Source organism: Arcicella lustrica, assembly GCF_034930985.1.
GTDB lineage: Bacteria > Bacteroidota > Bacteroidia > Cytophagales > Spirosomataceae > Arcicella > Arcicella lustrica.
In genome coordinates, this window is sequence record NZ_JAYGIM010000025.1 from 22121 (window position 1) to 45407 (window position 23287).

General features: G+C 35.0%; 19 protein-coding genes. 13 read left to right on the top strand and 6 right to left on the bottom strand.

Going from position 1 to position 23287, the window contains the following annotated elements; genetic code table 11:
* Positions 1–268 precede the first annotated feature (268 nt).
* From VB798_RS23855 to VB798_RS23870, 4 genes are all read left to right on the top strand, one after another.
* Positions 269–871, top strand: a complete 603-nt coding sequence (locus VB798_RS23855; RefSeq protein WP_323689750.1) for a TetR/AcrR family transcriptional regulator — start codon at positions 269–271, stop codon at positions 869–871.
* Positions 872–878: 7 nt separating this feature from the next.
* Positions 879–2228, top strand: coding sequence for a TolC family protein (locus VB798_RS23860; RefSeq protein WP_323689751.1), 1350 nt, complete (start codon positions 879–881; stop codon positions 2226–2228).
* A gap of 57 nt (positions 2229–2285) precedes the next feature.
* Positions 2286–3449 carry an efflux RND transporter periplasmic adaptor subunit gene (locus VB798_RS23865; protein WP_323689752.1) on the top strand — a complete coding sequence of 388 codons (1164 nt, stop codon included), beginning with the start codon at positions 2286–2288 and terminating at the stop codon, positions 3447–3449.
* 118 nt (positions 3450–3567) lie between these two features.
* Complete coding sequence (locus VB798_RS23870) at positions 3568–6921, top strand: efflux RND transporter permease subunit (RefSeq protein ID WP_323689767.1); 3354 nt, start codon at positions 3568–3570, stop codon at positions 6919–6921.
* Between the two features lie 60 nt (positions 6922–6981).
* Here the strand turns inward: VB798_RS23870 and VB798_RS23875 are convergent, their stop codons facing one another.
* A complete protein-coding gene (locus VB798_RS23875) occupies positions 6982–7218 on the bottom strand; it encodes a hypothetical protein (RefSeq protein WP_323689753.1) in 237 nt (78 codons plus the stop codon).
* A 155-nt stretch (positions 7219–7373) separates the two neighbouring features.
* Here VB798_RS23875 and VB798_RS23880 point away from each other — a divergent pair, with 155 nt between their 5' ends.
* Both VB798_RS23880 and VB798_RS23885 read left to right on the top strand, forming a co-directional pair.
* Positions 7374–7799 (top strand): DUF3995 domain-containing protein, encoded by a 426-nt coding sequence (locus VB798_RS23880; protein WP_323689754.1) that lies wholly within the window; start codon positions 7374–7376, stop codon positions 7797–7799.
* Between the two features lie 5 nt (positions 7800–7804).
* Positions 7805–8947, top strand: a complete 1143-nt coding sequence (locus tag VB798_RS23885) for an FAD-dependent monooxygenase (protein WP_323689755.1) — start codon at positions 7805–7807, stop codon at positions 8945–8947.
* 46 nt (positions 8948–8993) lie between these two features.
* On the opposite strand, the gene VB798_RS23890 is transcribed toward VB798_RS23885, so the two are convergent.
* Positions 8994–10250: a T9SS type A sorting domain-containing protein gene (locus VB798_RS23890; protein WP_323689756.1), complete on the bottom strand. Its 1257-nt coding sequence runs from the start codon at positions 10248–10250 to the stop codon at positions 8994–8996.
* Between the two features lie 343 nt (positions 10251–10593).
* Between VB798_RS23890 and VB798_RS23895 the strand changes: the two genes are divergently transcribed.
* The 3 genes from VB798_RS23895 to fusA all read left to right on the top strand — a co-directional run bounded on the left by VB798_RS23895 (position 10594) and on the right by fusA (position 14774).
* On the top strand, positions 10594–11547 hold the full coding sequence (locus VB798_RS23895) for a N(4)-(beta-N-acetylglucosaminyl)-L-asparaginase (RefSeq protein WP_323689757.1): 954 nt from the start codon (positions 10594–10596) through the stop codon (positions 11545–11547).
* A 291-nt stretch (positions 11548–11838) separates the two neighbouring features.
* Entirely contained in the window at positions 11839–12384 is a 546-nt protein-coding gene (locus VB798_RS23900; protein WP_323689758.1) for a hypothetical protein, read from the top strand.
* Positions 12385–12680: 296 nt separating this feature from the next.
* Complete coding sequence (gene fusA, locus VB798_RS23905) at positions 12681–14774, top strand: elongation factor G (protein WP_323689759.1); 2094 nt, start codon at positions 12681–12683, stop codon at positions 14772–14774.
* An 80-nt stretch (positions 14775–14854) separates the two neighbouring features.
* Here fusA and VB798_RS23910 read toward each other — a convergent pair whose 3' ends face one another.
* Positions 14855–15808 carry an AraC family transcriptional regulator gene (locus tag VB798_RS23910; RefSeq protein WP_323689760.1) on the bottom strand — a complete coding sequence of 318 codons (954 nt, stop codon included), beginning with the start codon at positions 15806–15808 and terminating at the stop codon, positions 14855–14857.
* Positions 15809–16088: 280 nt separating this feature from the next.
* Between VB798_RS23910 and VB798_RS23915 the strand changes: the two genes are divergently transcribed.
* The 3 genes from VB798_RS23915 (at position 16089) to VB798_RS23925 (ending at position 19935) form a co-directional block, all read left to right on the top strand.
* On the top strand, positions 16089–17639 hold the full coding sequence (locus tag VB798_RS23915) for an aldehyde dehydrogenase family protein (protein WP_323689761.1): 1551 nt from the start codon (positions 16089–16091) through the stop codon (positions 17637–17639).
* 136 nt (positions 17640–17775) lie between these two features.
* Positions 17776–18153, top strand: coding sequence for a DUF779 domain-containing protein (locus VB798_RS23920; RefSeq protein ID WP_323689762.1), 378 nt, complete (start codon positions 17776–17778; stop codon positions 18151–18153).
* A 756-nt stretch (positions 18154–18909) separates the two neighbouring features.
* Positions 18910–19935, top strand: a complete 1026-nt coding sequence (locus VB798_RS23925) for an NAD(P)H-dependent glycerol-3-phosphate dehydrogenase (RefSeq protein WP_323327001.1) — start codon at positions 18910–18912, stop codon at positions 19933–19935.
* Between the two features lie 75 nt (positions 19936–20010).
* Here the strand turns inward: VB798_RS23925 and VB798_RS23930 are convergent, their stop codons facing one another.
* The 3 genes from VB798_RS23930 to VB798_RS23940 all read right to left on the bottom strand — a co-directional run bounded on the left by VB798_RS23930 (position 20011) and on the right by VB798_RS23940 (position 21780).
* Positions 20011–20403, bottom strand: a complete 393-nt coding sequence (locus tag VB798_RS23930; RefSeq protein WP_323689763.1) for an HIT family protein — start codon at positions 20401–20403, stop codon at positions 20011–20013.
* A 148-nt stretch (positions 20404–20551) separates the two neighbouring features.
* A complete protein-coding gene (locus tag VB798_RS23935; protein WP_323689764.1) occupies positions 20552–21061 on the bottom strand; it encodes a gamma carbonic anhydrase family protein in 510 nt (169 codons plus the stop codon).
* Between the two features lie 161 nt (positions 21062–21222).
* On the bottom strand, positions 21223–21780 hold the full coding sequence (locus VB798_RS23940; protein WP_323689765.1) for a hypothetical protein: 558 nt from the start codon (positions 21778–21780) through the stop codon (positions 21223–21225).
* A 211-nt stretch (positions 21781–21991) separates the two neighbouring features.
* Here VB798_RS23940 and VB798_RS23945 point away from each other — a divergent pair, with 211 nt between their 5' ends.
* On the top strand, positions 21992–23098 hold the full coding sequence (locus tag VB798_RS23945; RefSeq protein WP_323689766.1) for a DUF2911 domain-containing protein: 1107 nt from the start codon (positions 21992–21994) through the stop codon (positions 23096–23098).
* Positions 23099–23287 lie beyond the last annotated feature (189 nt).

Here is a 23287-nt window from a genome sequence, read left to right on the forward strand (position 1 = left end):
GAAAATATTTATAATCAGGACAGAGAGGGATATAAAAAAAATACAAATAATTTTCGAGTGATTAAAGGACTTTACTTTACAATTATTTAACATAACCTACACATATTAAATCTATAGTGATTCCAGAAAGTTGTAGCCGTTTATCATAGTCATTCGCCTTTTCTAAAAAAAATCATAAAAAACTTTGCGACAGATGAAAGTTTCCATAGCTTTGCAATAAGAAACTTTTAATGTTTCTAAAGTTTCCGTACCAAATTTTTTATATCAATTGGAAATTAAAGAAAGAATCATCAAAAAGTCGAAAGAACTTTTTTTCCGTTACGGGGTGAAGTCCGTTACGATGGATGATATTGCAAACGAATTGGGAATCTCCAAAAAAACAATTTATCTACATTTTGAAGACAAAGATGATATTGTGTATCAATTGTTTCTGGGTGAAATGAAAGAAGATAAATGCGAATGGGACGATTTATACAATAATACCAGCAATGTCATTGAAAGAATGGTAAAATCAATGGAGTTAATGAAGCAGGCATTTTCTGAGGTAAATCCTACAACATTGTTTGACATTAAGAAGTATCATCCCAGATCATGGAATATTTTTCAAGAACATAAGCAACGCTTTATTTTTGAAAACCTTAAAAAAGACTTAGTTGAAGGTATTGAACAAGGTTATTTTAGACCAGAAATCAAAATAGATATTCTGGCAAAAATGAGGTTAGAACAAATTGAAATGGGTTTTGATCCTCATATTTTTTCCATTACCCAACATACTTTAGTAGAAGTACAATTAGAACTTTTAGACCATTTTATTCGAGGCGTTTTAACGAATAAAGGAACACAAATTTATAATGAATACCAACCCAAGTAAACTTCCAATGAGAAAATTTCTAAGAGGTAATTTGCTGTTATTTAGCATCTTAATTACTTCGCAAATCGTAAAAGCTCAGCAAAGCTACTCTCTTCGTGAAGCAGTAGATTATGCTGTTAAGAATCATACCTCTATTAAAAATGCTCAAATTGATATTCTAAGCGCAGAAGCGAGAGTAAGTGAGTTAAAGGGGATTGGTTTACCTCAAGTAAGTGCTAATATTGGTTATACCAATAACATTATCATTCCTAAAGTATTTATTCCTGCTAAAACATTTGACCCAAATGCTAAAGAAGGTGATGTAATAGCGGCTGAATTTGGTGTTGCTAATAGCGGGCAAGCGGGTATAAACCTTAGCCAAATTTTATTTGATGGGTCATACTTATTGGGCTTAAAAGCAGCAGATGTTTACAAAGAATTATCTAAAAAATCTTTGGTGCAAACTAAGCTTCAAGCAGCTGAAAATGTGACGAAAACATATTATGCTATCTTGGTGAATGATGAGAGAATTAAATTGTTTAGCCTGAACATTGGTCGTTTAGATTCGTTATTGCGTGATACAAGAGCATTGAATGCACAAGGGTTTGTAGAAAAAATAGACGTTCAACGCCTTGAAGTACAGTTGAATAATTTGAAAATTGAAATGAAAAATGTAAGTCGTTTACAAGATTTAACTTACAATCTCTTGAAATTTCAAATGGGCAATAAAATCAATGACAGTATTACTTTGACAGATAAATTGAGTGATATTAATATGGCTGAAGTAATGCCTGAAATACCTCAAGATTTCAAATATGCAAATCGTATTGAATATTCGATGTTGGAAACGCAAAACCGTTTGGCTGAATTGGATTTGAAAAACCAAAAAGTAGGTTATTTTCCAAGAGTTATGCTAACGGGTGGTTATAACTATTCTGCGGGTCGTCCGAAGTTCACAGATTTAATTACCAAACCTTGGGTAAATGCTGCAACACTTGGCTTTGCGATACAAGTACCAATTTTTGATGGTTTCCAAAGAAAATACAAGATTGCTCAGTCGCAAAATAGTTTGCAGCAAATCAAAAATAACTTCGGCTTATTAGAAAACTCGATTGACTTACAAATCAAGCAAGGTCATATTTCGTTGAAAAATGCTTACGAAACTCTCCAAGAGCAAAAGTCTAATATGGAATTGGCGAAAGAAGTTGTAAGAGTTTCTAAAATAAAATATCAACAAGGTGTTGGTTCAAACTTGGAAGTTGTTGATGCTGAAATCTCGTACAAAGAAGCACAAGTAAATTATTTTACTACTTTCTATGATGCCTTGGTTGCAAAAGTAGATTTAGATAAAGCACTTGGTCGTCTTTACAGTGAATAAATTCAACAAAAACATTAAATAATTTAGATTATAAAAGAAATTTACCCTCATATCAACATGAAATCTTTATTGAATAAACCAAATACCTCTAAGCTCGCTGGGCTTCAATTATTATTGGTGGGGAGTATGTTAACAAGTACTTTATTCTTGACATCTTGTAGCAAACCAGTTGATAAAAAAGCTGAATTGGCTGCATTGAAAGCCGAACAAAAAGAACTTGATGTTAAAATCAAAGCACTTGAAAAAGAAGTAGGTTTAAGTTCAGAAAAAACCGAAGCTAAAATAGTTACGGTTGCAGTAACGCCAATTCAAGCTGAAAGCTTCAAACATTTTGTAGAAGTACAAGGTGTAGTTACTTCTAAAAATATTCTTCAAGTTACACCACAAATGGCTGGTACAATTACAAGTTTATTGATTGCAGAAGGTCAATCTGTGAAAAAAGGACAATTGGTTGCAACGATTGATAATAATGTACTGAAAGAATCTTTGGCTGAAATTAAGCATCAGCTAGAATTGGCAGTTACTTTATACAATAAGCAAAAAACACTTTGGGATCAACAAATTGGTACTGAAGTGCAATACCTTCAAGCTAAAGCTAATAAGGAATCTTTGGAGAAGCGTATTGTAACGATGGATGCACAATTGGCAATGAGCAAAGTATATGCACCGATTTCTGGAACGGTTGAAAAAGTTAATCAGAAAGCAGGAGAGATGGGTTCTCCGGGTGTAGCAATTGCTCAGATTGTTAATGTAGGCGACTTGAAAATTACGGCTAAAATTGCGGATACTTATGTAGGTTCTGTAAAACAAGGTGCTAGTATGACAGTGAAATTTCCTGACATCAATAAAGAATTAAACACAAGAATTTCTGTGGTAAATGCTTTGGTTGACCCTCTGTCAAGAACATTTGGTATTGAAGCTAACATTCCGAATTTAGGAGGAAATTTAAAACCAAACCAAGTAGCCATTGTAAATATCAATGATTTAACAAAAGCGAATTCATTGGTTGTGAATCAAAACATTATTCAAAAAACAGAATTGGGTGATATTGTATATGTAGCAGTGACTGAAAACGGCAAGAAAATAGCTCGTAGTAAAGTTGTTAAGAAAGGTATTGCATACAACGGAAGTATTGAAATTTTAGAAGGACTTGCTGCTGGTGATTTGGTAATTACACAAGGTTATCAAGAACTAGTAGATGGTACTCCTGTGGCTTATTAACAATAACAATTGTCTGAACCACCATTAACAATACTATCACTCAAGTTTTATCATGAAAGAACAAGAAGAAAACGAAGCCCTCACCAACGAAAAACACGGTTCAGGTGCTATATATGACATGATTGGTTGGTTAGCAACTAATCAAAAAACGGTGTACTTATTCACCGTAGTGTTGTTCGTCGTCGGTATAGTGATTTATAATATTTTACCGAAAGAACAATTTCCAGATATTAAAGTACCGCAAATTTATGTTCAAACAATTTATGCTGGTACAACGCCTGGAGATATTGAAAATACCATTACTAAACCCATTGAAAAGCAAATCAAGACGATTGCAGGGGTGAAAAAAGTAAAGTCTAACTCCTTACAAGATTTCTCGATTATTCTTATAGAATTCAATCCTGATGTAAAAGTTGACGATGCTTTAAGAAAAGTAAAAGATAAAGTTGATATTGTAGAATTACCCAAAGATTTAACAAAAAAGCCTGTTGTTCAGGATGTTAACTTTTCAGAGTTTCCAATTATGAACATCAACTTGGCGGGAAATTTTCCATTGTCGAAGTTGAAAGATTTTGCCGAAGATTTACAAGATGAGATTGAAGGTTTACCAGAAATTACTCGTGTAGATATCGTTGGTGCATTAACTCGTGAAATTCAGATTAACCTTGATTTATACAAAACGCAATCTGCTGGACTTACATTTAATGATGTTCAAATGGCGATTCAAGGTGAAAACGTGAACATTTCAGGCGGTGAACTCAGTGTAGAAGGTATTCGTAGAACGCTAAGAGTAAAAGGTGAATTTAAGTCGATGGAGCAAATCCAAAACATTCGTCTTCGCTCTTCTTTAGGTGCTACAGTACGTTTGGGTGATGTTGCCGAAATAATCGACAGTAGTGAAGAGCAACAAGATTTCGCTCGTTTGAACAACAAAAAAGTTGTTACATTGAACGTCATCAAACGTGGTGGTGCTAACTTGATTGCGGCATCTGAAAGAATTGAAAAAATTATTGAAGAAGCGAAAGAAAGCCGTTTACCACAAGGTTTAGAAGTAAAAATCACCGCCGATTCATCCGAAAGAACAAAAGGCGATATTAACGATTTGATTAATACCGTAATTCTAGGTTTTATCTTCGTAGTATTGGTTTTGATGTTCTTCATGGGTGTTCGTGATGCTATTTTCGTAGGCTTATCAGTTCCTTTGTCGGCTTTGTTAGCATTTATTCCATTGTATTTCATGGGCTTTACTTTGAATACAATCGTACTTTTTGCTTTCTTACTCGGATTAGGAATTGTAGTGGATGATGCCATTGTGGTTATCGAAAACTCGCACCGTATCTTCAATCGCTATCGTCATATTTCAATTGTAGATGCGGTGAAATTAGCAGCTTCTGAAGTATTTATTCCTGTATTATCAGGAACAACTACAACGGTAATGCCTTTTGTACCATTACTTTTTTGGCCGGGTATTGTTGGTGAATTCATGAAATTCTTACCAATTACTTTGATTTGTACTTTGATTGCTTCTTTGATTGTTGCTTATGTAATGAACCCTGTTTTTGCAGTTTCATTCATGGTACGTCATGACGAAAATGAACACGTTGATACAAGCGTGGTTTCCTTGAAAAAGCCTTTAATTATATTGGGTGTTTGTGCATTGTTGGGTTATTTGGTAAATGTTGGTTTGGGTAATTTCTTTGTGTTGATAATTCTTTTGTATGCTTTCAACCACTTTATCCTTACGCCAAGAATTATTATTCCTTTCCAAGAAAAATCATTACCTGCTTTCAAGAATAATTATCAAAAATTGATTTCTTGGGTAATTACAGGTTATCGTCCAGTTTTTGCGGTAATCGGAATGGTGGCTTTATTGATTTTTACTTTTGTGTTGATGGGAATTGTACAGCCTAAAGTGATTTTCTTCCCAAGTGGCGACCCTGACTATGTTTATATCTACAACAATATGCCAATTGGTACAGATGCTAGAGTAACAGATTCTGTCACTAAAGTAATTGAGAAAAAGGTTTTTGAAGTATTGAAAAAAGAAAATGCCGAAGGAATTGTTAACTCGGTGATTTCAAACGTTGGTAAAAATGCTGGTGACCCTTTTAATCCAGATAGAGCGCCAACCCCACATAAATCAAAAGTTACGATTGCTTTTGTCAGTAAAATTAATCGTGGAGGAATTTCTTCAGAAGTAATTTTAGATAAAGTACGCAAAGAAATCAAAGCATTGCCTTTGCCGGGTTCAGTCATTTCGGTTGATAGGGAAAATAATGGACCACCAACTGGTGCACCAATTGCCATTGAAATTGCTGGTGATGATTTCAACGAATTGGTGAAGTTAGAAAAAGAAGTTCGTCTAGCCATTGATAAATCTGGTATCAAAGGAATTGAAGAACTAAAATCTGATTTAATTACGAACAAGCCTGAAATTATTATTGACGTTGACAAAGAAAAAGCACAACGTGAAGGAATATCGTCAGCACAAGTAGCGATGGCAGTTCGTACAGCCTTGTTTGGTACTGAGATTTCTAAATTCAGAGATGATAAAGATGAGTATCCAATTCAATTAAGAATCAAATCTGAAGACAGGAATCAGATTGAAAAACTATTGAGTTTGAACATTACTTACAGAGATATGGTAATGAACGGAGCTTTGAGACAAGTACCTTTGAATTCTATTGCTAATATTTCATATTCAACATCATACAGTCAGATTAACCGTAAGAACCAAGAGCGTGTGGTTACTTTAAGTTCAAACGTTGTTCAAGGATATAATGCTAATGAAATTGTAGCAGAAATTCAGACTTTAATTGACGATATGGAAGTAAAAAGTGGTTATACTCTTCGTATGGGTGGTGAACAAGAAGACCAAAAAGAAACAGGAGACTTCTTGGGAGGAGCACTTATCGCTGCGGTATTATTGATTTTCTTGGTATTGGTGATGCAATTTAACTCTATCTCGAAACCAATTATCATTTTTGTAACCATCTTACTTTCGTTTATTGGAGTATTATTGGGCTTCATGGCATTTGGTCAAACTTTCTCAATCATCATGTCGGGTGTTGGTATTATCGCACTGGCTGGTATTGTGGTAAAAAATGGTATTCTTCTTATCGAATTTACTGACGAGCTAGTTCACAGAGGTTATCCATTGAAAAAAGCCATTATCGAAGCTGGAAGTACTCGTTTAACACCAGTAATCTTAACGGCTGCTGCCGCAGTTTTAGGTTTAGTACCTTTGGCGATTGGTTTAAGTATCGACTTTGTGGCGATGTTTACTGAACTAAATCCACATATTCATACGGGTTCCGACAGTGCTGCATTCTGGAATATTTTGGCTTGGACAATTATCTACGGACTTACGTTCTCTACGATTCTTACCCTTGTTATTGTTCCTTGCATGTATTACATCAACGAAAGAATCAGACAAAAATACTTTGGAAAACCAGTAGTTCCAGAAGTATAAAATACAAAGAAGCCACAGCAAAAGTTGTGGCTTCTTAATTTTCAAAAAATTACAGACGGACTATTTGTGAAAAGAATCAACGAAGGTTTTCTTGAGTAATTTACCTTTTTTTACTCGTTGCATTTCTTTGAAACTTTTCTCAATATCTTCAAGTGGTTCGGTTTCTTTATTTTGTGTAAAAGCACCTTCCAGTTTTTTCAAATCTTGGTGTTTATCTGTTATAATTTCCCAGATTTTTATTGGTATAACAACAGCGGTCGTTTTCCCGTGGGTGTCTGATAAGTATTGTAGTGCCATAATTGTGATTATTTAAATGGATTTCATCGGCGGTTGTTTAATCAAATATAACATATTTTACCGTTTCTTGACTGTTTATATTTTGTGTTTTAACAAGAATTAGGATAGAATAAGTACATTTACTTAGGCTTTTGTTGTTACTAAACCTTGAAATCATGGATACACTTTTCTTCGTACTTAAATTTATTAATACTTTTATTTTTGTAGTGATTGCGTGCTTTCATTTTTATTGGGCTTTTGGTGGAAAATTTGGAGGAACATCCGTTATTCCATCCATTAAAGATAAAGCAGTTTTTTCACCATCGCCCATCGCTACGATAGCTGTAGCAATTGCCATGTTACTGGCATCTTATTTTTCGTGGATGCCCCTTCTTACAAATAATGCTACGGTTTTAGTTTATGGAAATTTGGGAATTGCCATTGTGTTTTGCTTGCGTGCCATCGGAGATTTTAATTATGTAGGATTTTTCAAGCAAGTAAAAGGTACTCTTTTTGCCAAAAATGATACTTACTTTTTCTCACCTTTGTGTTTGCTGATAGCGGGCATTGCCTTTTCAATGTATTTAATCATTAAACCTTAAAACTTATGAAGATTGCCATTATTGGAGCTGGAATCGGTGGACTCACGACAGCGATAGCTCTTCAACAAAAAGGATTTGACGTAAAAATATTTGAAAGTGCTTCAGAGATTCGTCCTGTAGGTGCTGGTATTGTACTTGCCGCCAATGCGATGAAAGGATTGCAAATATTGGGTTTGCAAGATGAAATTATGGCGAAAGGACACATTGTTGATACTTTTAGCATTGTCGATGAAAAACTCAATACGCTTAGTGAAGTATATGCCAAACGTTTTTTTGAACGATACGGAATTGGTAATTTCACCATTGCTCGTTATGATTTACACCATATTTTAGCCAATAAACTAAAGCCTGAAACCTTGTTTTTAGGAAAACAAGTAATAGATTTTGAACAAGATGAAAAATCGTGTTCTGTTACTTTTATAGATGGTTCAACTGAAATTTGTGACGCCATCATTGCTACAGATGGAATTAATTCTAAAATTCGTCAAAAATTATTACCTAATGCTCAGAAACGTTACGCTGGTTATACTTGCTGGCGAGCAATAACTGATGTCCGTGATATTGATTGTGATTTTAAAAAGGCTTTTGAATGTTGGGGTGCCAAAGGAAGATTCGGCTTTGTACCTATTTCCGACACACATATTTATTGGTTTCTTTGTGTGAATACAAGCGAGCAAAATGAAGATTTTAAACACTTAAAAGCACAAGATTTACAGGAAAGATTCAAACAATATGCCTTTCCGATTCCACAAGTATTGGGTGCAACCAAGGATGAAAACATACTTTTGAATGATATTGTTGATTTAAAACCAATTAAACAATTTGCTTTTGGGAAAGTACTCTTAGCTGGAGATGCCGCTCATGCTACCACTCCAAACATGGGACAAGGAGCATGTCAGGCGATTGAGGATGCAATGATTTTAAGAAAATACATTAGCAACGGAAAATCCATTGAAAGCGTCTTCACTGATTTTGAAACCAATCGTTTACCAAGAACAACCGAAGTGGTAAATCGTTCTTGGAGTATTGGGAAAATGGCTCAACTCGAAAACCCAACCTTGATAAAGTTAAGGAATTTGATTGTCCGTTACACACCAGAAAGCCTTAGCGAAAAGCAGTATAAATTTTTGTATGAAGTAGAATATTGATATTTCGTACACTTGAAATTGTTTTAACTGGACGAAATATTTTCAGCTACTTCGAAACTACCAATTTATGTTCTTTGATGTCACCAAAGGTTTTTACTTTTATCAAATAAGTGCCTTCTGGAAGTACAGACGAAGGAATAATTTTAACTAAAGTTTGTGTGACATTGATTCTTTCAAAGTTGATATTTTTGCCATACAAATCAAAAAGAATAAGTGTGGCTTCATCAACATCTTCCACTTTTACATAAAATTCTGAGGTATTTGTTGGATTGGGAAATACTCCGAAAGGAATTTTTTCATCTGAAATAATGACAGATTGAGGACGAAAAATTTGCTCTTTCCCATCTTTATCTACTTGTTTTAAACGATAATAATTTGTTCCGAACAAAGGATTTTCATCAACAAATTGATAGTTAACCGTTTTTGAAGAGTTTCCAACAGCATTTATTTTGCTGATTTCGGTGTAATCAATGGCGTTTCTACTTCTTTCCACAACAAAAAAATCGCTATTAATTTCAGTGGCAGTTGCCCAAGTGAGTGCTACTTGCTGATTTCCTGAGTGTTGAGCTTTGAAAAAAATCAGCTCGATTGGAAGTACCACGAAATCATTTTTAATGATGAAATTATCAAAATCTAAAGTAGGTGAACCTGTAATACTTTTCGTTAAAATCTTGAATTGGCTTAAGTTGCCCAAGGTATTATTGACTGATACGTCATTACTGATTAGTGCTGTTCCAACATACAAATCATACTTTTTTGCAGCAACTGTTCCACTTCTTGTTCCATCGTTGTAAGTCATCGAACGATTATCATTGTTAATGAATAAAGTAACCGTCAAAAATTGGGTAGCCAGTTGACTACTGCCTTGAATAATCAAGCTTGAAGGAGTATTGACGCCAAATTTGATACTCATCACAGGAGTACTTGGAGCCGCCGTAGTATTATCAAAATTAGCACCGTTTCCGAAATAGAATTCTACAGCATCGGCGTTTTCTGCACCAATACTACTGGCTCTAACCGAAAACTGTACATATAAGGTGGAAGGAATGGGAGAAAATTCGGTACTTCTAGTAGCTCTGCAAATAGAATTATTACCGATGAATTTTAAAAACTTCTCGCCAGTTGGTGTAATCAAAGCATTGGTAATGTAATTGAATTGACCAACTGTTGGAGCTGTGGCATTTTCAAATGGAGTTTGCGAGCTAGTGGTAGCAGTATTGAAGTTTTGACTAAAGTAAATAGTTTGTGCTTGACAGATTGAGAAAAAAAATCCCCAAATAAGTAATATAAGTGTTGATTTCATGAAGAGAACTGGTTTTGACTTTGTAGATTTTCTACACTAAAATAATCAAAAAAAATATTTGTAGAATATCTTTATTAATTTTTATCTCTGAAAATCAATTGATTGTGCCATTTTGGAAGGTTGAGTAAACAAATGCACGATTAAGTATCTCAATAAATGCTTTATGAGCTATGTAAGATTTTGAAATCAATAATCAGGCATAGAATTTGTATATTTCAAAGCGAAAGAGTTTTAAATGATTAGATTTTTTGATAAATTGATGAGCTATCTTTGTAGCATTATTATCCTTATCTTTTAAAATCTTTGGTAGAAATAAAAACTACCTTTAATCAACAAATACTTCATGCAACGCAGAACCTTTATTAAACAAACTACCGCTTTGTCGGCAATTGCCTCAGTAAGTGCTAAAGCTTCCAATAGTCAAAATGTGGCTAAATTTCCTGTCGTTATTTCAACATGGAAAAATGAAAAAGCCAATACTGCTGCTTGGGAATCACTCCAAAAAACAGGAAGAGCTTTAGATGCTGTTGAAGCTGGTGCAAGAATCCCTGAAGCTGATCCCAATGATACTTCGGTAGGATACGGTGGTTTTCCTGACAGAGATGGCAATGTTACTTTAGATGCCTGTATTATGGACGAAAAAGGGAATGCTGGTTCGGTTACTTTTTTACAGCATATCATGCACCCAATTTCTGTAGCAAGAGCAGTAATGGAAAAAACACCACACGTAATGCTTTCGGGTGAAGGTGCTTTACAGTTTGCACTTTCTCAAGGCTTCAAAAAAGAAAATCTCTTAACTGAAACCGCCAAAAAAGCTTGGGAAGAGTGGAAGAAAACATCTAAATATGAACCTAAAATTAACATTGAACGCCACGATACCATTGGCTTACTTGCTTTGGGAAATCAAGGAGAAATTTCAGGCGCTTGTACAACAAGTGGATTAGCTTTTAAGATGCACGGTAGAGTAGGGGATTCCCCAGTAATTGGTGCTGCCGTTTTTTGTGATGACGAAGTTGGAGGCGCTTGTGCAACAGGTCTTGGTGAATTTGTGTTAAAAACACTTGGTTCATTTCTAATCGTAGAGTTGATGCGTAATGGAAAGACGCCTCAGCAAGCTTGTGAAGAAGCTATCATGAGAATTGTAAAAAGATATAATTACAAAGAATTCCAAATTGGTTATTTGGCATTAAATAAAAAAGGAGAATATGGTGCTTATGCTATCCAACCGGGATTCAATTATACTTTAACAACTAATGGAGTGACCAAAGTGTATGAGTCTGCGTCATATATGAAATAAGTATTTAAGAAAAAGTAAAGTGTTGAGACAACCATTTGGGAATTTTACACGTCTTTACTGTTAGTACAGAGTAGAATAGTTAATTTAAAATTATGAGCAGTTAACTGTTGAATACAGCGTTAAACAAAATAATGACCGCATAATAAATTAAACAAGACATAATGTTAAGTCTTTTGTAACTTTCGGAAATTAATTTGTAATTTTGTGGCTGAAATATAAGAAAAGTACAATTAACATTTATTGAAAAAAGAAATTAATAGCTTGTAAAAACAATTGATTTCAATAAAACCTATGAAACGAATTTTAAAAAACAATCCTATCGTAGTAATCTCAATTTTGTTGCTTTCAATAGCAACTGTTATTACCTACAGTAGAAATATTGAAGCCTTGAATAATGCTAACAAAGGTTTTTTCTCTGGAAAAATCAATTTTGGAGATAGCTATAAACATGTTATTTACTCTGATAAAGTAGAAGTAAAAAAAGGGACAGAAAGAGGTTTAAAAACCTTATCAATTGCAATAATTGATGAAAAAACATCAGAATCCGTTTTTGTTAAGCTTTATGATGTTCAAGAGAAAGGCACGTTTTTTATTCCGGGTGAAGGTAAAGTACAAAATATAGGGAATTTGATAAAAGACGTTAACCGTTTTAGAGAATTGAATAATTTTTATCAAACAACATTATCAAATGATGAGGGTTTGAAAAACGGAGTAGGTAGAGTAAATATTACAAAATTGACTGATTCTGAAATAGAAGGAGAACTGATAATTATCGGTAATAATTCTGATGGAAAACAAGCTCAATTAGAATCTGCAAGGTTTAAAGCGAAGATTTAGCATATAATGAGTACTAATATCACTCATTTAACAATATTATATTTAGTGGTTAGGTGATACTAAAACGTCTGTAGCAATTGCATCAGACGTTTTTTGTTTTTTTAAGGGCTTAGATGTGACTGATAATCAAAACAAAACACACAAAGTTTTTGTATTTAACTAAGATTGCGTAATTTTGCACCCTAATTTATTAGGATAAAGGCGAACATATTTAAAAAAGAGTTTTTAAATTATATTTTGTTGGTCATAATTAACCTAAGAAAAACGATAAAAAACAAATAATCAACATATTAACAATGGCACGTGATTTAAAGTACACAAGAAACATTGGTATTGCTGCTCACATTGATGCGGGTAAAACAACAACCACTGAACGTATTCTTTACTATGCTGGCGTAAGCCACAAAATTGGTGAGGTACACGATGGTGCAGCAACAATGGACTGGATGGAGCAGGAGCAAGAAAGAGGTATTACCATTACTTCAGCTGCAACTACTGTAAGCTGGAAATACAGAGAACAAGATTACCATATTAACATTATCGATACTCCTGGTCACGTTGACTTTACCGTTGAGGTAAACCGTTCTTTACGTGTATTAGATGGTCTTGTGTTCTTATTTAGTGCTGTTGATGGTGTTGAGCCTCAATCTGAAACTAACTGGCGTTTGGCAAACAACTATAACGTAGCTCGTTTAGGTTTTGTTAACAAAATGGACCGTTCTGGTGCTGACTTCTTGAACGTTTGTCGTCAAGTAAAAGAAATGTTAGGTTCTTATGCAGTGCCTTTACAATTACCAATCGGTGCTGAAGATAAATTTGAAGGTGTTGTTGACTTAGTTAACTTCCGTGGTATCAAATGGAACGAGCACGATAAAGGAATGACTTTTGAAGTTGTGCCTATTCCTGAAGATATGATTGATGAAGCAACTGAATACCGTGAGAAATTATTGGAAGCAGTAGCTGAATTTGATGAGTCTTTGATGGAAAAATACTTCGAAGATCCAGAATCAATTTCTGAGGATGAAATCTTAGCTGCTCTTCGTGCTGCTACGATTGCGATGAAAATCGTTCCAATGTTATGTGGTTCTTCATTCAAAAACAAAGGTGTTCAAACAATGCTTGACTATGTGATGGCATTATTACCTTCTCCTTTGGATAAAGATAATATCGTAGGAACTGACCCACGTACTGATGCTGAAGTAATTCGTCAACCTTCGACTAAAGAACCTTTCTCTGCATTAGCATTCAAAATTGCAACTGACCCTTACGTAGGTCGTTTATGTTTTGTTCGTGCTTATTCAGGTGTGTTAGAAGCTGGTTCTTATATCTTGAACAACCGTTCTGGAAACAAAGAACGTATCTCTCGTATCTTCCAAATGCACGCTAACAAGCAAAATTCTATCGAAAGATTAGAAGCTGGTGATATCGCTGCGGTAGTAGGATTTAAAGACATCAAAACTGGTGATACTTTATCTGATGAGAAAAACCCAATCGTTCTTGAATCAATGGTATTCCCTGATCCAGTTATCGGTTATGCTATCGAGCCTAAGAAATCTGCTGACCAAGATAACTTCTCTAAAGCTATTGGTAAGTTAATCGAAGAAGATCCAACTTTGCAAGTAGAATCTAACGAAGAAACTGGACAGACTATCATCAAAGGTATGGGTGAGCTTCACCTTGAAATCATCATCGACCGTATGCGTCGTGAATTCAAAGTAGAAGTAAACCAAGGTGCTCCTCAAGTTGCTTATAAAGAATCATTGACGAAATCTACTGAACACCGTGAAGTTTACAAAAAACAATCAGGTGGTAAAGGTAAATTTGCCGATATCGTATTCGAAATGGGACCAAGAGAAGATGGTAAAGAAGGTTTGGAATTCGTTAACGGTATCGTTGGTGGTGTGATTCCAAGAGAATTTATCCCTTCAATCCAAAAAGGTTTCGAAGCTGCAATGAAAAACGGTGCTTTGGCTGGATACCCAATGGATTCAATGAAAGTTCGTTTATTCCACGGTTCTTTCCACGATGTCGATTCAGATGCGTTGTCATTCGAAATGGCTGCTCGTATGGGTTACAAAGAAGCTGCTAAACAAGCTGGTGCTAAAATCATGGAACCAATCATGGCAGTAGAAGTTGTTACTCCTGACGAATACACTGGACCTATCACTGGTGACATGAACCGTCGTCGTGGTATGATGAAAGGTATGGATTCTAAACAAGGTGCTGTAATCTTGAAAGCAGATATTCCTTTATCTGAATTGTTCGGCTATGTAACTGATTTACGTACTATGTCTTCTGGACGTGCTACTGCAAACTTAACTTTCTCTCACTATGAATTCGTGCCACAAAACTTGGCTGAAGAAATCGTGAAAAAAGCGAAAGGTTTGTAATAACCATTCAGAATAACAATAAAAAAGCCTTCACTTTAACGAGTGAGGGCTTTTTGCTTTTCTCTAACCTAAAACTTCTACTAAGTAAGTTTTAAAATATTTTTTCCGCCCGATAACATACACATTTCCTTAAACTTCCCTGGCGTAATGCCAACATGCTTTTTGAAAATTATAAAAAAGTAATTGGTACTTCCAAAACCTGCTTTGAAACAAGCGTCGCTAATATCATTTCTGGTTTCTGCTAATAATTCTTTGGCAATTTTAATCCTTTCTTGATTAATAAAATCAATCGGTGTAATGCCTAATTCTCTTTTGAATTGACGAAAGAAATTGGGTTTACTCATACAAGCTAAATCACACAATTTTTCAATACTCAATTTTTCGGTAATGTGTTCTTTGATGTATTGAATCACAAAAGCAAAACGATTGGTATTGGCGTATTTTTTATAATTATCTACAATTAAAACTCTTGCTTGTGTCTGCATCAATCTGATTAACAATTCATTAATCATAAAATTGGCAAATAAATCTTTTGCCGAATTGGTTTCTGTTGAAACTTTTACCAGACGGTCAATTGTGTTGGTTACTTCTAAAGAATTCTTTAAATGGAAAGTGTCTAAATCTATTTGCCAAGATTCGTGCTCTTCTACTTTGGCATATTTTTCATTCAACAAATTTACAGTTTCCTTAATTTGCTCGCTTTTGATTGCCAAAGCCATACATTGTGTAGGATTTGAAAAATCAGCTTCTGGAAAATCTATCTTCATTTCTTCATTCGCTGGCACAATGACAGATTCGCCCGGAAGGTATTCAAAACCTTGTTTATCAAAAAGGTGCATTACTTTCTTTCCTCTGAACATCGTCGTCAATACAAAACTATTGAACTTCAAATGAACATCTTCACTCTTTTGATGCGTTTCAAAAATATTCAATTCAAAATTATCTAATGAATATACAGTACGGTTCTCGACGAGTGTCAGTAAATCCTTTATCGGCTTTAAAGTGGGCGACTGGGGTTTATGGATTTGTCTCATGTTGATTTTGTACTTTGTGTTTATTTGGATTCAAATTCTTTAAGACTTTCTTACAATAATACAATAGCTAGATTACCGATGCAATTGTGCCAATCTCTAATGATACGATTGTCAATTTTTATGAGAGTATCATCAATTTATTAGCCATCTTATTGAGTTACAGCATTTAATGATAATGATACTATCATCAAGTTTTGTGATATAAAAGTAAATACTTATGGTAATAATTCAAGATAAATTTGTAAAAAATAAATCACTCAAAACGAATTTAATTTTTATTATGGAAAATCTTGAAATAGATGCTCCTCTTGTAGAGAGCTCAAATACCGACAATCTTGTAGCAAGACCAATCTTTAGAAATCAATACGAAAACTTTATCGGTGGTCAGTGGGTTGCTCCTGTGAAGGGTCAGTACTTCGAAAATCCTTCGCCAATTGATGGTAGAGTATTTACAAAAGTTGCTCGTTCTACCAAAGAAGATGTAGAGTTAGCCTTGGATGCAGCACATGAAGCTTTTAAAACTTGGTCGAAAACTTCTGCTACAACCCGAAGTAATATCCTCCTGAAAATTGCAGATATTATTGAACAAAATCTCAATTACTTAGCTGTTGTAGAAACGGTGGATAATGGTAAGCCAATCAGAGAAACGATTTTAGCAGATTTACCTTTAGTCGTTGACCACTTCCGTTACTTTGCTGCTTGTATCAGAACAGATGAAGGAACAGCTTCTGAACATGACCCTAATACACTTTCTTTAATTATCCATGAACCACTTGGTGTGGTTGGTCAGATTATCCCTTGGAACTTCCCGCTTTTAATGGCTACTTGGAAAATGGCGCCAGCTTTAGCCGCAGGATGTACCATTGTGATGAAACCTGCCGAACAAACACCAGTAGGTATTATGTGTTTGATGGAATTATTGCAAGATGTTTTACCAGCAGGTGTTGTAAATATCGTAAATGGTTTTGGCTTAGAAGCTGGCAAACCTTTGGCAAGTTCTACTAGAATTGCAAAGGTTTCGTTTACGGGTGAAACCACTACTGGACGCTTAATTATGCAGTACGCTTCTGAAAACATTATTCCTGTGACGATGGAATTAGGCGGAAAATCTCCGAATATTTTCTTCCCAAGTGTGATGGAGGCTGATGATGAATTCTTTGATAAATGTCTGGAAGGTGCAGCAATGTTTGCTTTGAACCAAGGTGAAATTTGTACTTGTCCTTCAAGAATTCTTGTACATGAATCTATTGCAGATGCTTTTATTGAAAGATTAATTGCCAGAGTAAATGCTATCAAAAAAGGTCATCCATTGGATATGTCAACAATGATTGGTGCGCAAGCTTCTAATGATCAATACGAAAAAATCTTATCGTACTTGAAAATCGGTGCAGATGAAGGTGCTGAAACACTTTGTGGTGGTGCGGCACATTTACAAGAGGGTGATGCTGCTAATGGTTATTATATTCAACCAACTATTTTGAAAGGACATAACAAAATGCGTGTTTTCCAAGAAGAAATCTTTGGCCCAGTGGCGGCTTTAACGACTTTCAAAACAGTGGAGGAAGCGATTGAAATTGCTAATGATACTCTTTATGGCTTAGGTGCTGGTGTGTGGACTCGTGATGCGCATGAATTGTATCAAGTACCAAGAGCTATCCAAGCGGGTCGTGTTTGGGTGAATTGTTACCATGCTTATCCTGCTCATGCTCCTTTCGGTGGATACAAAAAATCAGGTTTTGGTCGTGAGAACCACAAAATGATGCTTGACCATTATCGTTCTTGCAAAAATATGTTGATTTCTTATGATAAAAAGGCATTAGGATTCTTTTAGAGGCTATTGGTCATCGGCTTTCGGTCATCGGTTTTCAGTTATCTAAATATATAATTTTGGGGTTAAAGCCAAAAAAACTAACCTTCCAAATCCGATGACTGAAAGCTGAAGACCGACAGCTTAAAATCAAAAAATCATGGACAAAACCCCAAGAGTATTACTCACTGCTGCAGCAGAGGAACTGATTGATAGACTTCGTGCTGAACATGGTTCAATCATGTTTCACCAAAGTGGCGGTTGTTGTGATGGCTCTGCGCCGATGTGTTTTCCTGTGGGGGAGTTCAAAACTGGGGGAAATGATGTTTTGTTGGGAGAAATTTATGGTTGCGAGTTTTATATGAGTGCCTTCCAATTTGAATATTGGCAATATACTCAACTGACTTTGGATGTAGTGGAGGGAAGAGGGGCTAGTTTTTCATTAGAAATTCCTTTGGGTTTACGCTTTATCATTCGTTCACAAGTTTATACAGAAGAAGAATTAAAAAACCTAAGTCCTGTTTCGAATGGAGCTTAGAAAGTTTTGACGCTAATTTTTACACAGGCATCGACAAACCATTTTTACAAGAAGTCTCAGATAGTGGTGTTTCTCCATTGTTTGAGGCTTTTTTGTTTTATCTGTATTACTAATAATGAGATTAGAAAAGAGTATGTGATAAATGTTTCAGAGGAAAATTATTTTAGGATTGTGAGCTTTTCAAATTGAATTGCGGAAGATGAAATGGTCATTGCGGAAAATTATTTTAGGATTGTGTGCTTTTCAAATTGAATTGCGGAAGATGAAATAGTCATTGCGGAAAATTATTTTAGTATTGTGCACTTTCAAACTGAATTGTGGAAGATGAAATAGCCATTGCGGAAAATTATTTTAGGATTGTGTGCTTTTCAAATTGAATTGCGGAAGATGAAATAGCCATTGCGGAAAATTATTTTAGGATTGTGTACTTTTCAAATTGAATTGCGGAAGATGAAATAGCCATTGCGGAAAATTATTTTAGGATTGTGTACATTTCAAGAAGGAAAGAGTATCGAAAAATCTGTAGAATCTTTGAGAAGATTAAACGCTTTACAAGCCTATTAGGCTAAACTCTTCAAAATATTGTTTGCTTTTGTTTTCTTTTTGCTCAGAGCCTTGTTAGATTTGTAAATCAACCTTTGCATCTCAATCAGATGTTTGCCAACATCGACCTAGATAAAAAGAATAATAATTGATACTTGCGCTAATTGTCTTAGTAAAAGTATTTTGAAGAGTTTTTCTTCCCTTAAATTTAATATGACAGAAATACCTGCTTTCAAAAAAGGTTTACCCACACAAATTGCTGTATTGGGCGGTGGTAGTTGGGCAACGGCTATCATTAAAATTTTAACTGAAAATAATGTTAAAGTGAAGTGGTGGCTTCGCCGTAAATCGGATGTAGATTTTATCAAAAAGTATAATCATAATCCTAGTTATCTGACAGACGCATTACTGAATCCAAGAAAAGTAAAGGCATATTACAAAATGTATGATGCGCTTTATGGGGTAGATTATGTGATTTTGGCTGTGCCAGCGGCTTTTGTGCCTGATGCTTTGAAGAATCTTACTCGTAACCATTTTGCAGGAAAGAAAGTAGTATCGGCTATCAAAGGGATGATTCCTGATGAAAACATGTTGGTGACCGACTGGATGGAAAAGGTATTTGGCGTGCCATTAACACAGATGTGTGTGATTGCTGGTCCTTGTCATGCCGAAGAAGTTGCCTTAGAAAAGCAGTCATATTTAACGATTGGCTCGCCCAACATTAATTTAGCCCAAGAATTTTCGAATTTATTAAGTTGTAGATACATTCAAGCGAACCCAATTGCCGATTTATATGGCGTGGAATACTGTGCTGTTATTAAAAATATCGTAGCAATGGCTTGCGGGATTACGCATGGTTTGGGTTTTGGGGATAACTTTCAAGCGGTAATGGTTTCAAATGCAATGCAGGAAATCAAGCGTTTTTTAGATTACGCTTATCCACAGGCATCTCGTGATTTGAATAATTCTGGATACTTAGGTGATTTATTAGTGACGGCTTACTCACAATTTTCAAGAAACCGTACTTTCGGAAATATGATTGGGCGTGGTTATTCAGTAAAATCAGCGCAAATAGAAATGAATATGGTGGCAGAAGGATATTATGCTGTAAAAAGTATTCATCAAATCAATGAAAAATATGGCGTAGATATGCCAATCATTGATGCCGTTTATAGAATTTTATACGAAAAAGCTGCCCCAGTAGCCGAAATCAATATATTGAAGACACATTTGAAGTAGATTTGAAAGTTTGAAGATTTGAAAATGATTAACAATTCTTTCATTTTCAAATCTTCAAATCAACCAATTTTCAAATTATAAAAAGCTCGTAATTTTCTCCGCTGTTGCCTTCAATTCTTCTTGACTAACCTTCATCTTTTCTCTTGTAAAGTTAATATCATTCATAGAATTCAAAGGAATTAAATGAACATGTGTGTGCGGTACTTCCAAACCAATTACCGAAACACCGATTCTTCTACAAGGCACCGCTTGTTGTAAAGCTGGAGCAATTTTCTTAGCGAAAATCATTAGTCCAGCCAATAAATCATCATCTAAATCAAAGATATAATCAATTTCTTTTTTCGGAATCACCAAAGTATGTCCTTCGGCAAGTGGCGTAATATCTAAGAAAGCAAGATAGTTTTCGTCTTCTGCAATTTTATGGCAAGGAATTTCGCCATTAACAATTTTTGTGAATATAGTTGGCATGGAAAAATTTGTTTAGGTATCAGCTATCAGCTTTGAGCCACTAGCTTTGAGATTTTTAATGAATAATATATGATATTTTGTAATAACGAATCTTTATAGCAATTTAGAAAAGCTCAAAGCTCACGGCTCAAAGCTAATAGCTAAAAAGCTATTTAAACCATTCGGCATACATGATATAATTATTGGCTGTTCTCATAAATACCTCAGCGGCATCTGGAGAAACATTTTTCAAGAATTTAGCAGGATTTCCCGCATATATTGTCCCAGCAGGAACACGAGTATTTTGAGTAACAATAGCGCCAGCAGCAATGATTGAGCCTGTTTCTATCACAGCACCATCCATTACGATAGCACCCATCCCAATTAATACTTTGTCCTCAATCGTACAACCGTGAACGATGGCATTGTGTGCGATAGAAACATAATTGCCGATAGTTGTTTTCGTTTTTTGATAAGTACAATGAATAATTGCTCCGTCTTGAATATTCGAATTATCACCAATGATTACTGAATTTACGTCGCCTCTTACCACAGCATTAAACCAAACGGTACAGTTTTTCCCAAACTTCACATCTCCGACGACAGTGGCGTTTTCTGCCAGCCAACAATTTTCACCTAAAGTAGGCGATACTCCTTTTACAGGTTTTATTAAAGGCATTTTTTGAATGATTAAACGTAAATTTTAAAACTTTAAGATGCGACAAATATACAAACGAAAACCCTTTGACAATAAAAAAAGGTTGTTCAGTGAAACACCGAACAACCTAGCATGAACGTAAAATATAAATTGTTTTTGATTGAAAATAATACATTTTTAGATTACTCCTTGATGTCAAACCGACCATCTTTCAAAGCCAAAATTTCAGGAGGCTTTTCTTTGTTCTGAAAAGTTACGCTAAAAGTACCCGAATAAATTTTTGAAACAGGATCAAAACGGGTAATGTTCACTTCGTTTTCACAGGTTTGGCAAATAGCGTATTGCGAGCAATTGCCGTTAATACATTTTTGATAGACGCTCGCAAAAGGAGTAAATTCAACAGCATTTTTAGGGAAATATCGCATGAATTGGTATCTGCCAGTATCCTTCACATTATTAATCATAAAGCTCATCGACTCCAAAGTATTCTGATTAGTTACAGACAACCTGAGCGTAGCGTTTTGATATTTTCCCCACACTACAGGAACAGGCTTGAAATTCGGATTAGCTTTATATCGTTGGAAGGGCGTCCAGATAGTACCATTAATTTTTGCACCAAAAGTTTGCTTGCCAATCTGAGTAACCGCTGGTAATGCTTCTGGCTGTACATAATCGTTCATCTCGCAGCTAAGGAGTGATACTAATGTAAGCAGAATGATTAGGTAACGATTTGTTCTCATAAATGAACGATTTAATCTATCGCTACGAATTTATAAATAATCTTTAATTAAAATGTATTAATCTAAGAAATTTATTTTAAATTATTTTAAAAATAAGATTCTCAACCCAAATACCTACGTAAAATATGTTTGGTCGGTACCATCTATCATAAATAAAAATTTCAGTCTCAAATATTCTCTTTTTTTGTCGAAAAATTTAAAGCTAGAAAACATGAAAAAAGTCTTCTTATCATTTCTCTTGTCAACATTTTTGATGTTTGACATCACTGCTCAATTGACCGTACCGCCGAATGGTGGCAACAAAATGGCATCGGTAAGTGAACGAATTGGTTTAACAGATGTAACAATTAATTATCATCGTCCGGGAGTAAAAGGGCGTGAAGGTAAAATTTGGGGACAATTAGTGCATTATGGTTTTGCAGATTTGGGTTTTGGTACTTCGCTGGCGGCACCTTGGCGAGCAGGCGCTAATGAAAACACGACGATAAGTTTTTCAACACCAGTGAAAATTGAAGGACAAGCTTTGCCAGCAGGAAAGTATGGTTTGATGATGGCTGTGCAAGAAAATGAAGTTACGGTGATATTCACTAAAAATACTACTTCTTGGGGAAGCTATTATTATGATGAAAAAGAAGATGCTTTAAGAGTAAAAGTAAAGCCACAAAAAGAGCAAACCTTGGTAGAAAGATTGAAATTTGAATTTTTAGACCAAACAGAAGCTTCTGCAACGATTGCCTTGCTTTGGGAAAAATGGAAAATTCCTTTTAAAGTAGAAGTAGATTTGCACGAAACCGTTTTTGCTTCTATGAGAAATGAAGTCAGAGGAGAGAAAGTGTTTGATTGGAGAGCATTTAACCAAGCAGCCAACTATTGTTTAACCAATAAAGTAAATTTGGAAGAAGGATTATCTTGGGCAGAACGCTCAATCAAAGAGCGGTATATTGGCGAAGCTAATTTTACCACATTAAGTACAAAAGCTGAAATATTGAAACTATTGGGCAGAACAGCCGAAGCCGAAACAGTCATGAAAGAAGCTTTACCCAAAGGAAATATGCTAGAAATCCATCAATATGCCAGAGCATTATTGAAAGAGAAAAAAACACAAGAAGCTTTTGAGGCATTTAAACTCAATGCAAGTAAAAATCCAAATGAATACACTCCTTTGGTTGGTTTAGCAAGAGGGTATTCGGCTTTGGGAGATTATAAAAATGCTTTGAAACAAGCAAAATTAGCCATAGCCATTGCACCAAGTGATGTAGAAAAAGATAATGTTGCCAAAATGATTAAAACACTTAGCGAAGGGAAAGATATTAATTGAACATGATTTATCCCGAATTCAGGTTTTTAAAAGTAAGTTTTAAGAGATTTCAAAGTTCTTTGGATTTATCCTCGTCCTTACTTTTCTTTTCTCGTATGTTTGTCTTACTAAAAATCATGTTCAAATAGATTAAATTCCGAAATTAGCATTTGTGTGATGAGAGGAGATTCTTGTCTAAACAATCCATTT

Coding starts and splice junctions, on each gene's coding strand:
- VB798_RS23875 (WP_323689753.1), bottom strand. CDS start 7,218: ATGGCACTACAATACTTATCAGACACCCACGGGAAAACGACCGCTGTT.
- VB798_RS23860 (WP_323689751.1), top strand. CDS start 879: ATGAGAAAATTTCTAAGAGGTAATTTGCTGTTATTTAGCATCTTAATT.
- VB798_RS23885 (WP_323689755.1), top strand. CDS start 7,805: ATGAAGATTGCCATTATTGGAGCTGGAATCGGTGGACTCACGACAGCG.
- VB798_RS23880 (WP_323689754.1), top strand. CDS start 7,374: ATGGATACACTTTTCTTCGTACTTAAATTTATTAATACTTTTATTTTT.
- VB798_RS23945 (WP_323689766.1), top strand. CDS start 21,992: ATGAAAAAAGTCTTCTTATCATTTCTCTTGTCAACATTTTTGATGTTT.
- VB798_RS23895 (WP_323689757.1), top strand. CDS start 10,594: ATGCAACGCAGAACCTTTATTAAACAAACTACCGCTTTGTCGGCAATT.
- VB798_RS23925 (WP_323327001.1), top strand. CDS start 18,910: ATGACAGAAATACCTGCTTTCAAAAAAGGTTTACCCACACAAATTGCT.
- VB798_RS23910 (WP_323689760.1), bottom strand. CDS start 15,808: ATGAGACAAATCCATAAACCCCAGTCGCCCACTTTAAAGCCGATAAAG.
- VB798_RS23870 (WP_323689767.1), top strand. CDS start 3,568: ATGATTGGTTGGTTAGCAACTAATCAAAAAACGGTGTACTTATTCACC.
- VB798_RS23865 (WP_323689752.1), top strand. CDS start 2,286: ATGAAATCTTTATTGAATAAACCAAATACCTCTAAGCTCGCTGGGCTT.
- VB798_RS23900 (WP_323689758.1), top strand. CDS start 11,839: ATGAAACGAATTTTAAAAAACAATCCTATCGTAGTAATCTCAATTTTG.
- VB798_RS23915 (WP_323689761.1), top strand. CDS start 16,089: ATGGAAAATCTTGAAATAGATGCTCCTCTTGTAGAGAGCTCAAATACC.
- fusA (WP_323689759.1), top strand. CDS start 12,681: ATGGCACGTGATTTAAAGTACACAAGAAACATTGGTATTGCTGCTCAC.
- VB798_RS23940 (WP_323689765.1), bottom strand. CDS start 21,780: ATGAGAACAAATCGTTACCTAATCATTCTGCTTACATTAGTATCACTC.
- VB798_RS23935 (WP_323689764.1), bottom strand. CDS start 21,061: ATGCCTTTAATAAAACCTGTAAAAGGAGTATCGCCTACTTTAGGTGAA.
- VB798_RS23930 (WP_323689763.1), bottom strand. CDS start 20,403: ATGCCAACTATATTCACAAAAATTGTTAATGGCGAAATTCCTTGCCAT.
- VB798_RS23920 (WP_323689762.1), top strand. CDS start 17,776: ATGGACAAAACCCCAAGAGTATTACTCACTGCTGCAGCAGAGGAACTG.
- VB798_RS23890 (WP_323689756.1), bottom strand. CDS start 10,250: ATGAAATCAACACTTATATTACTTATTTGGGGATTTTTTTTCTCAATC.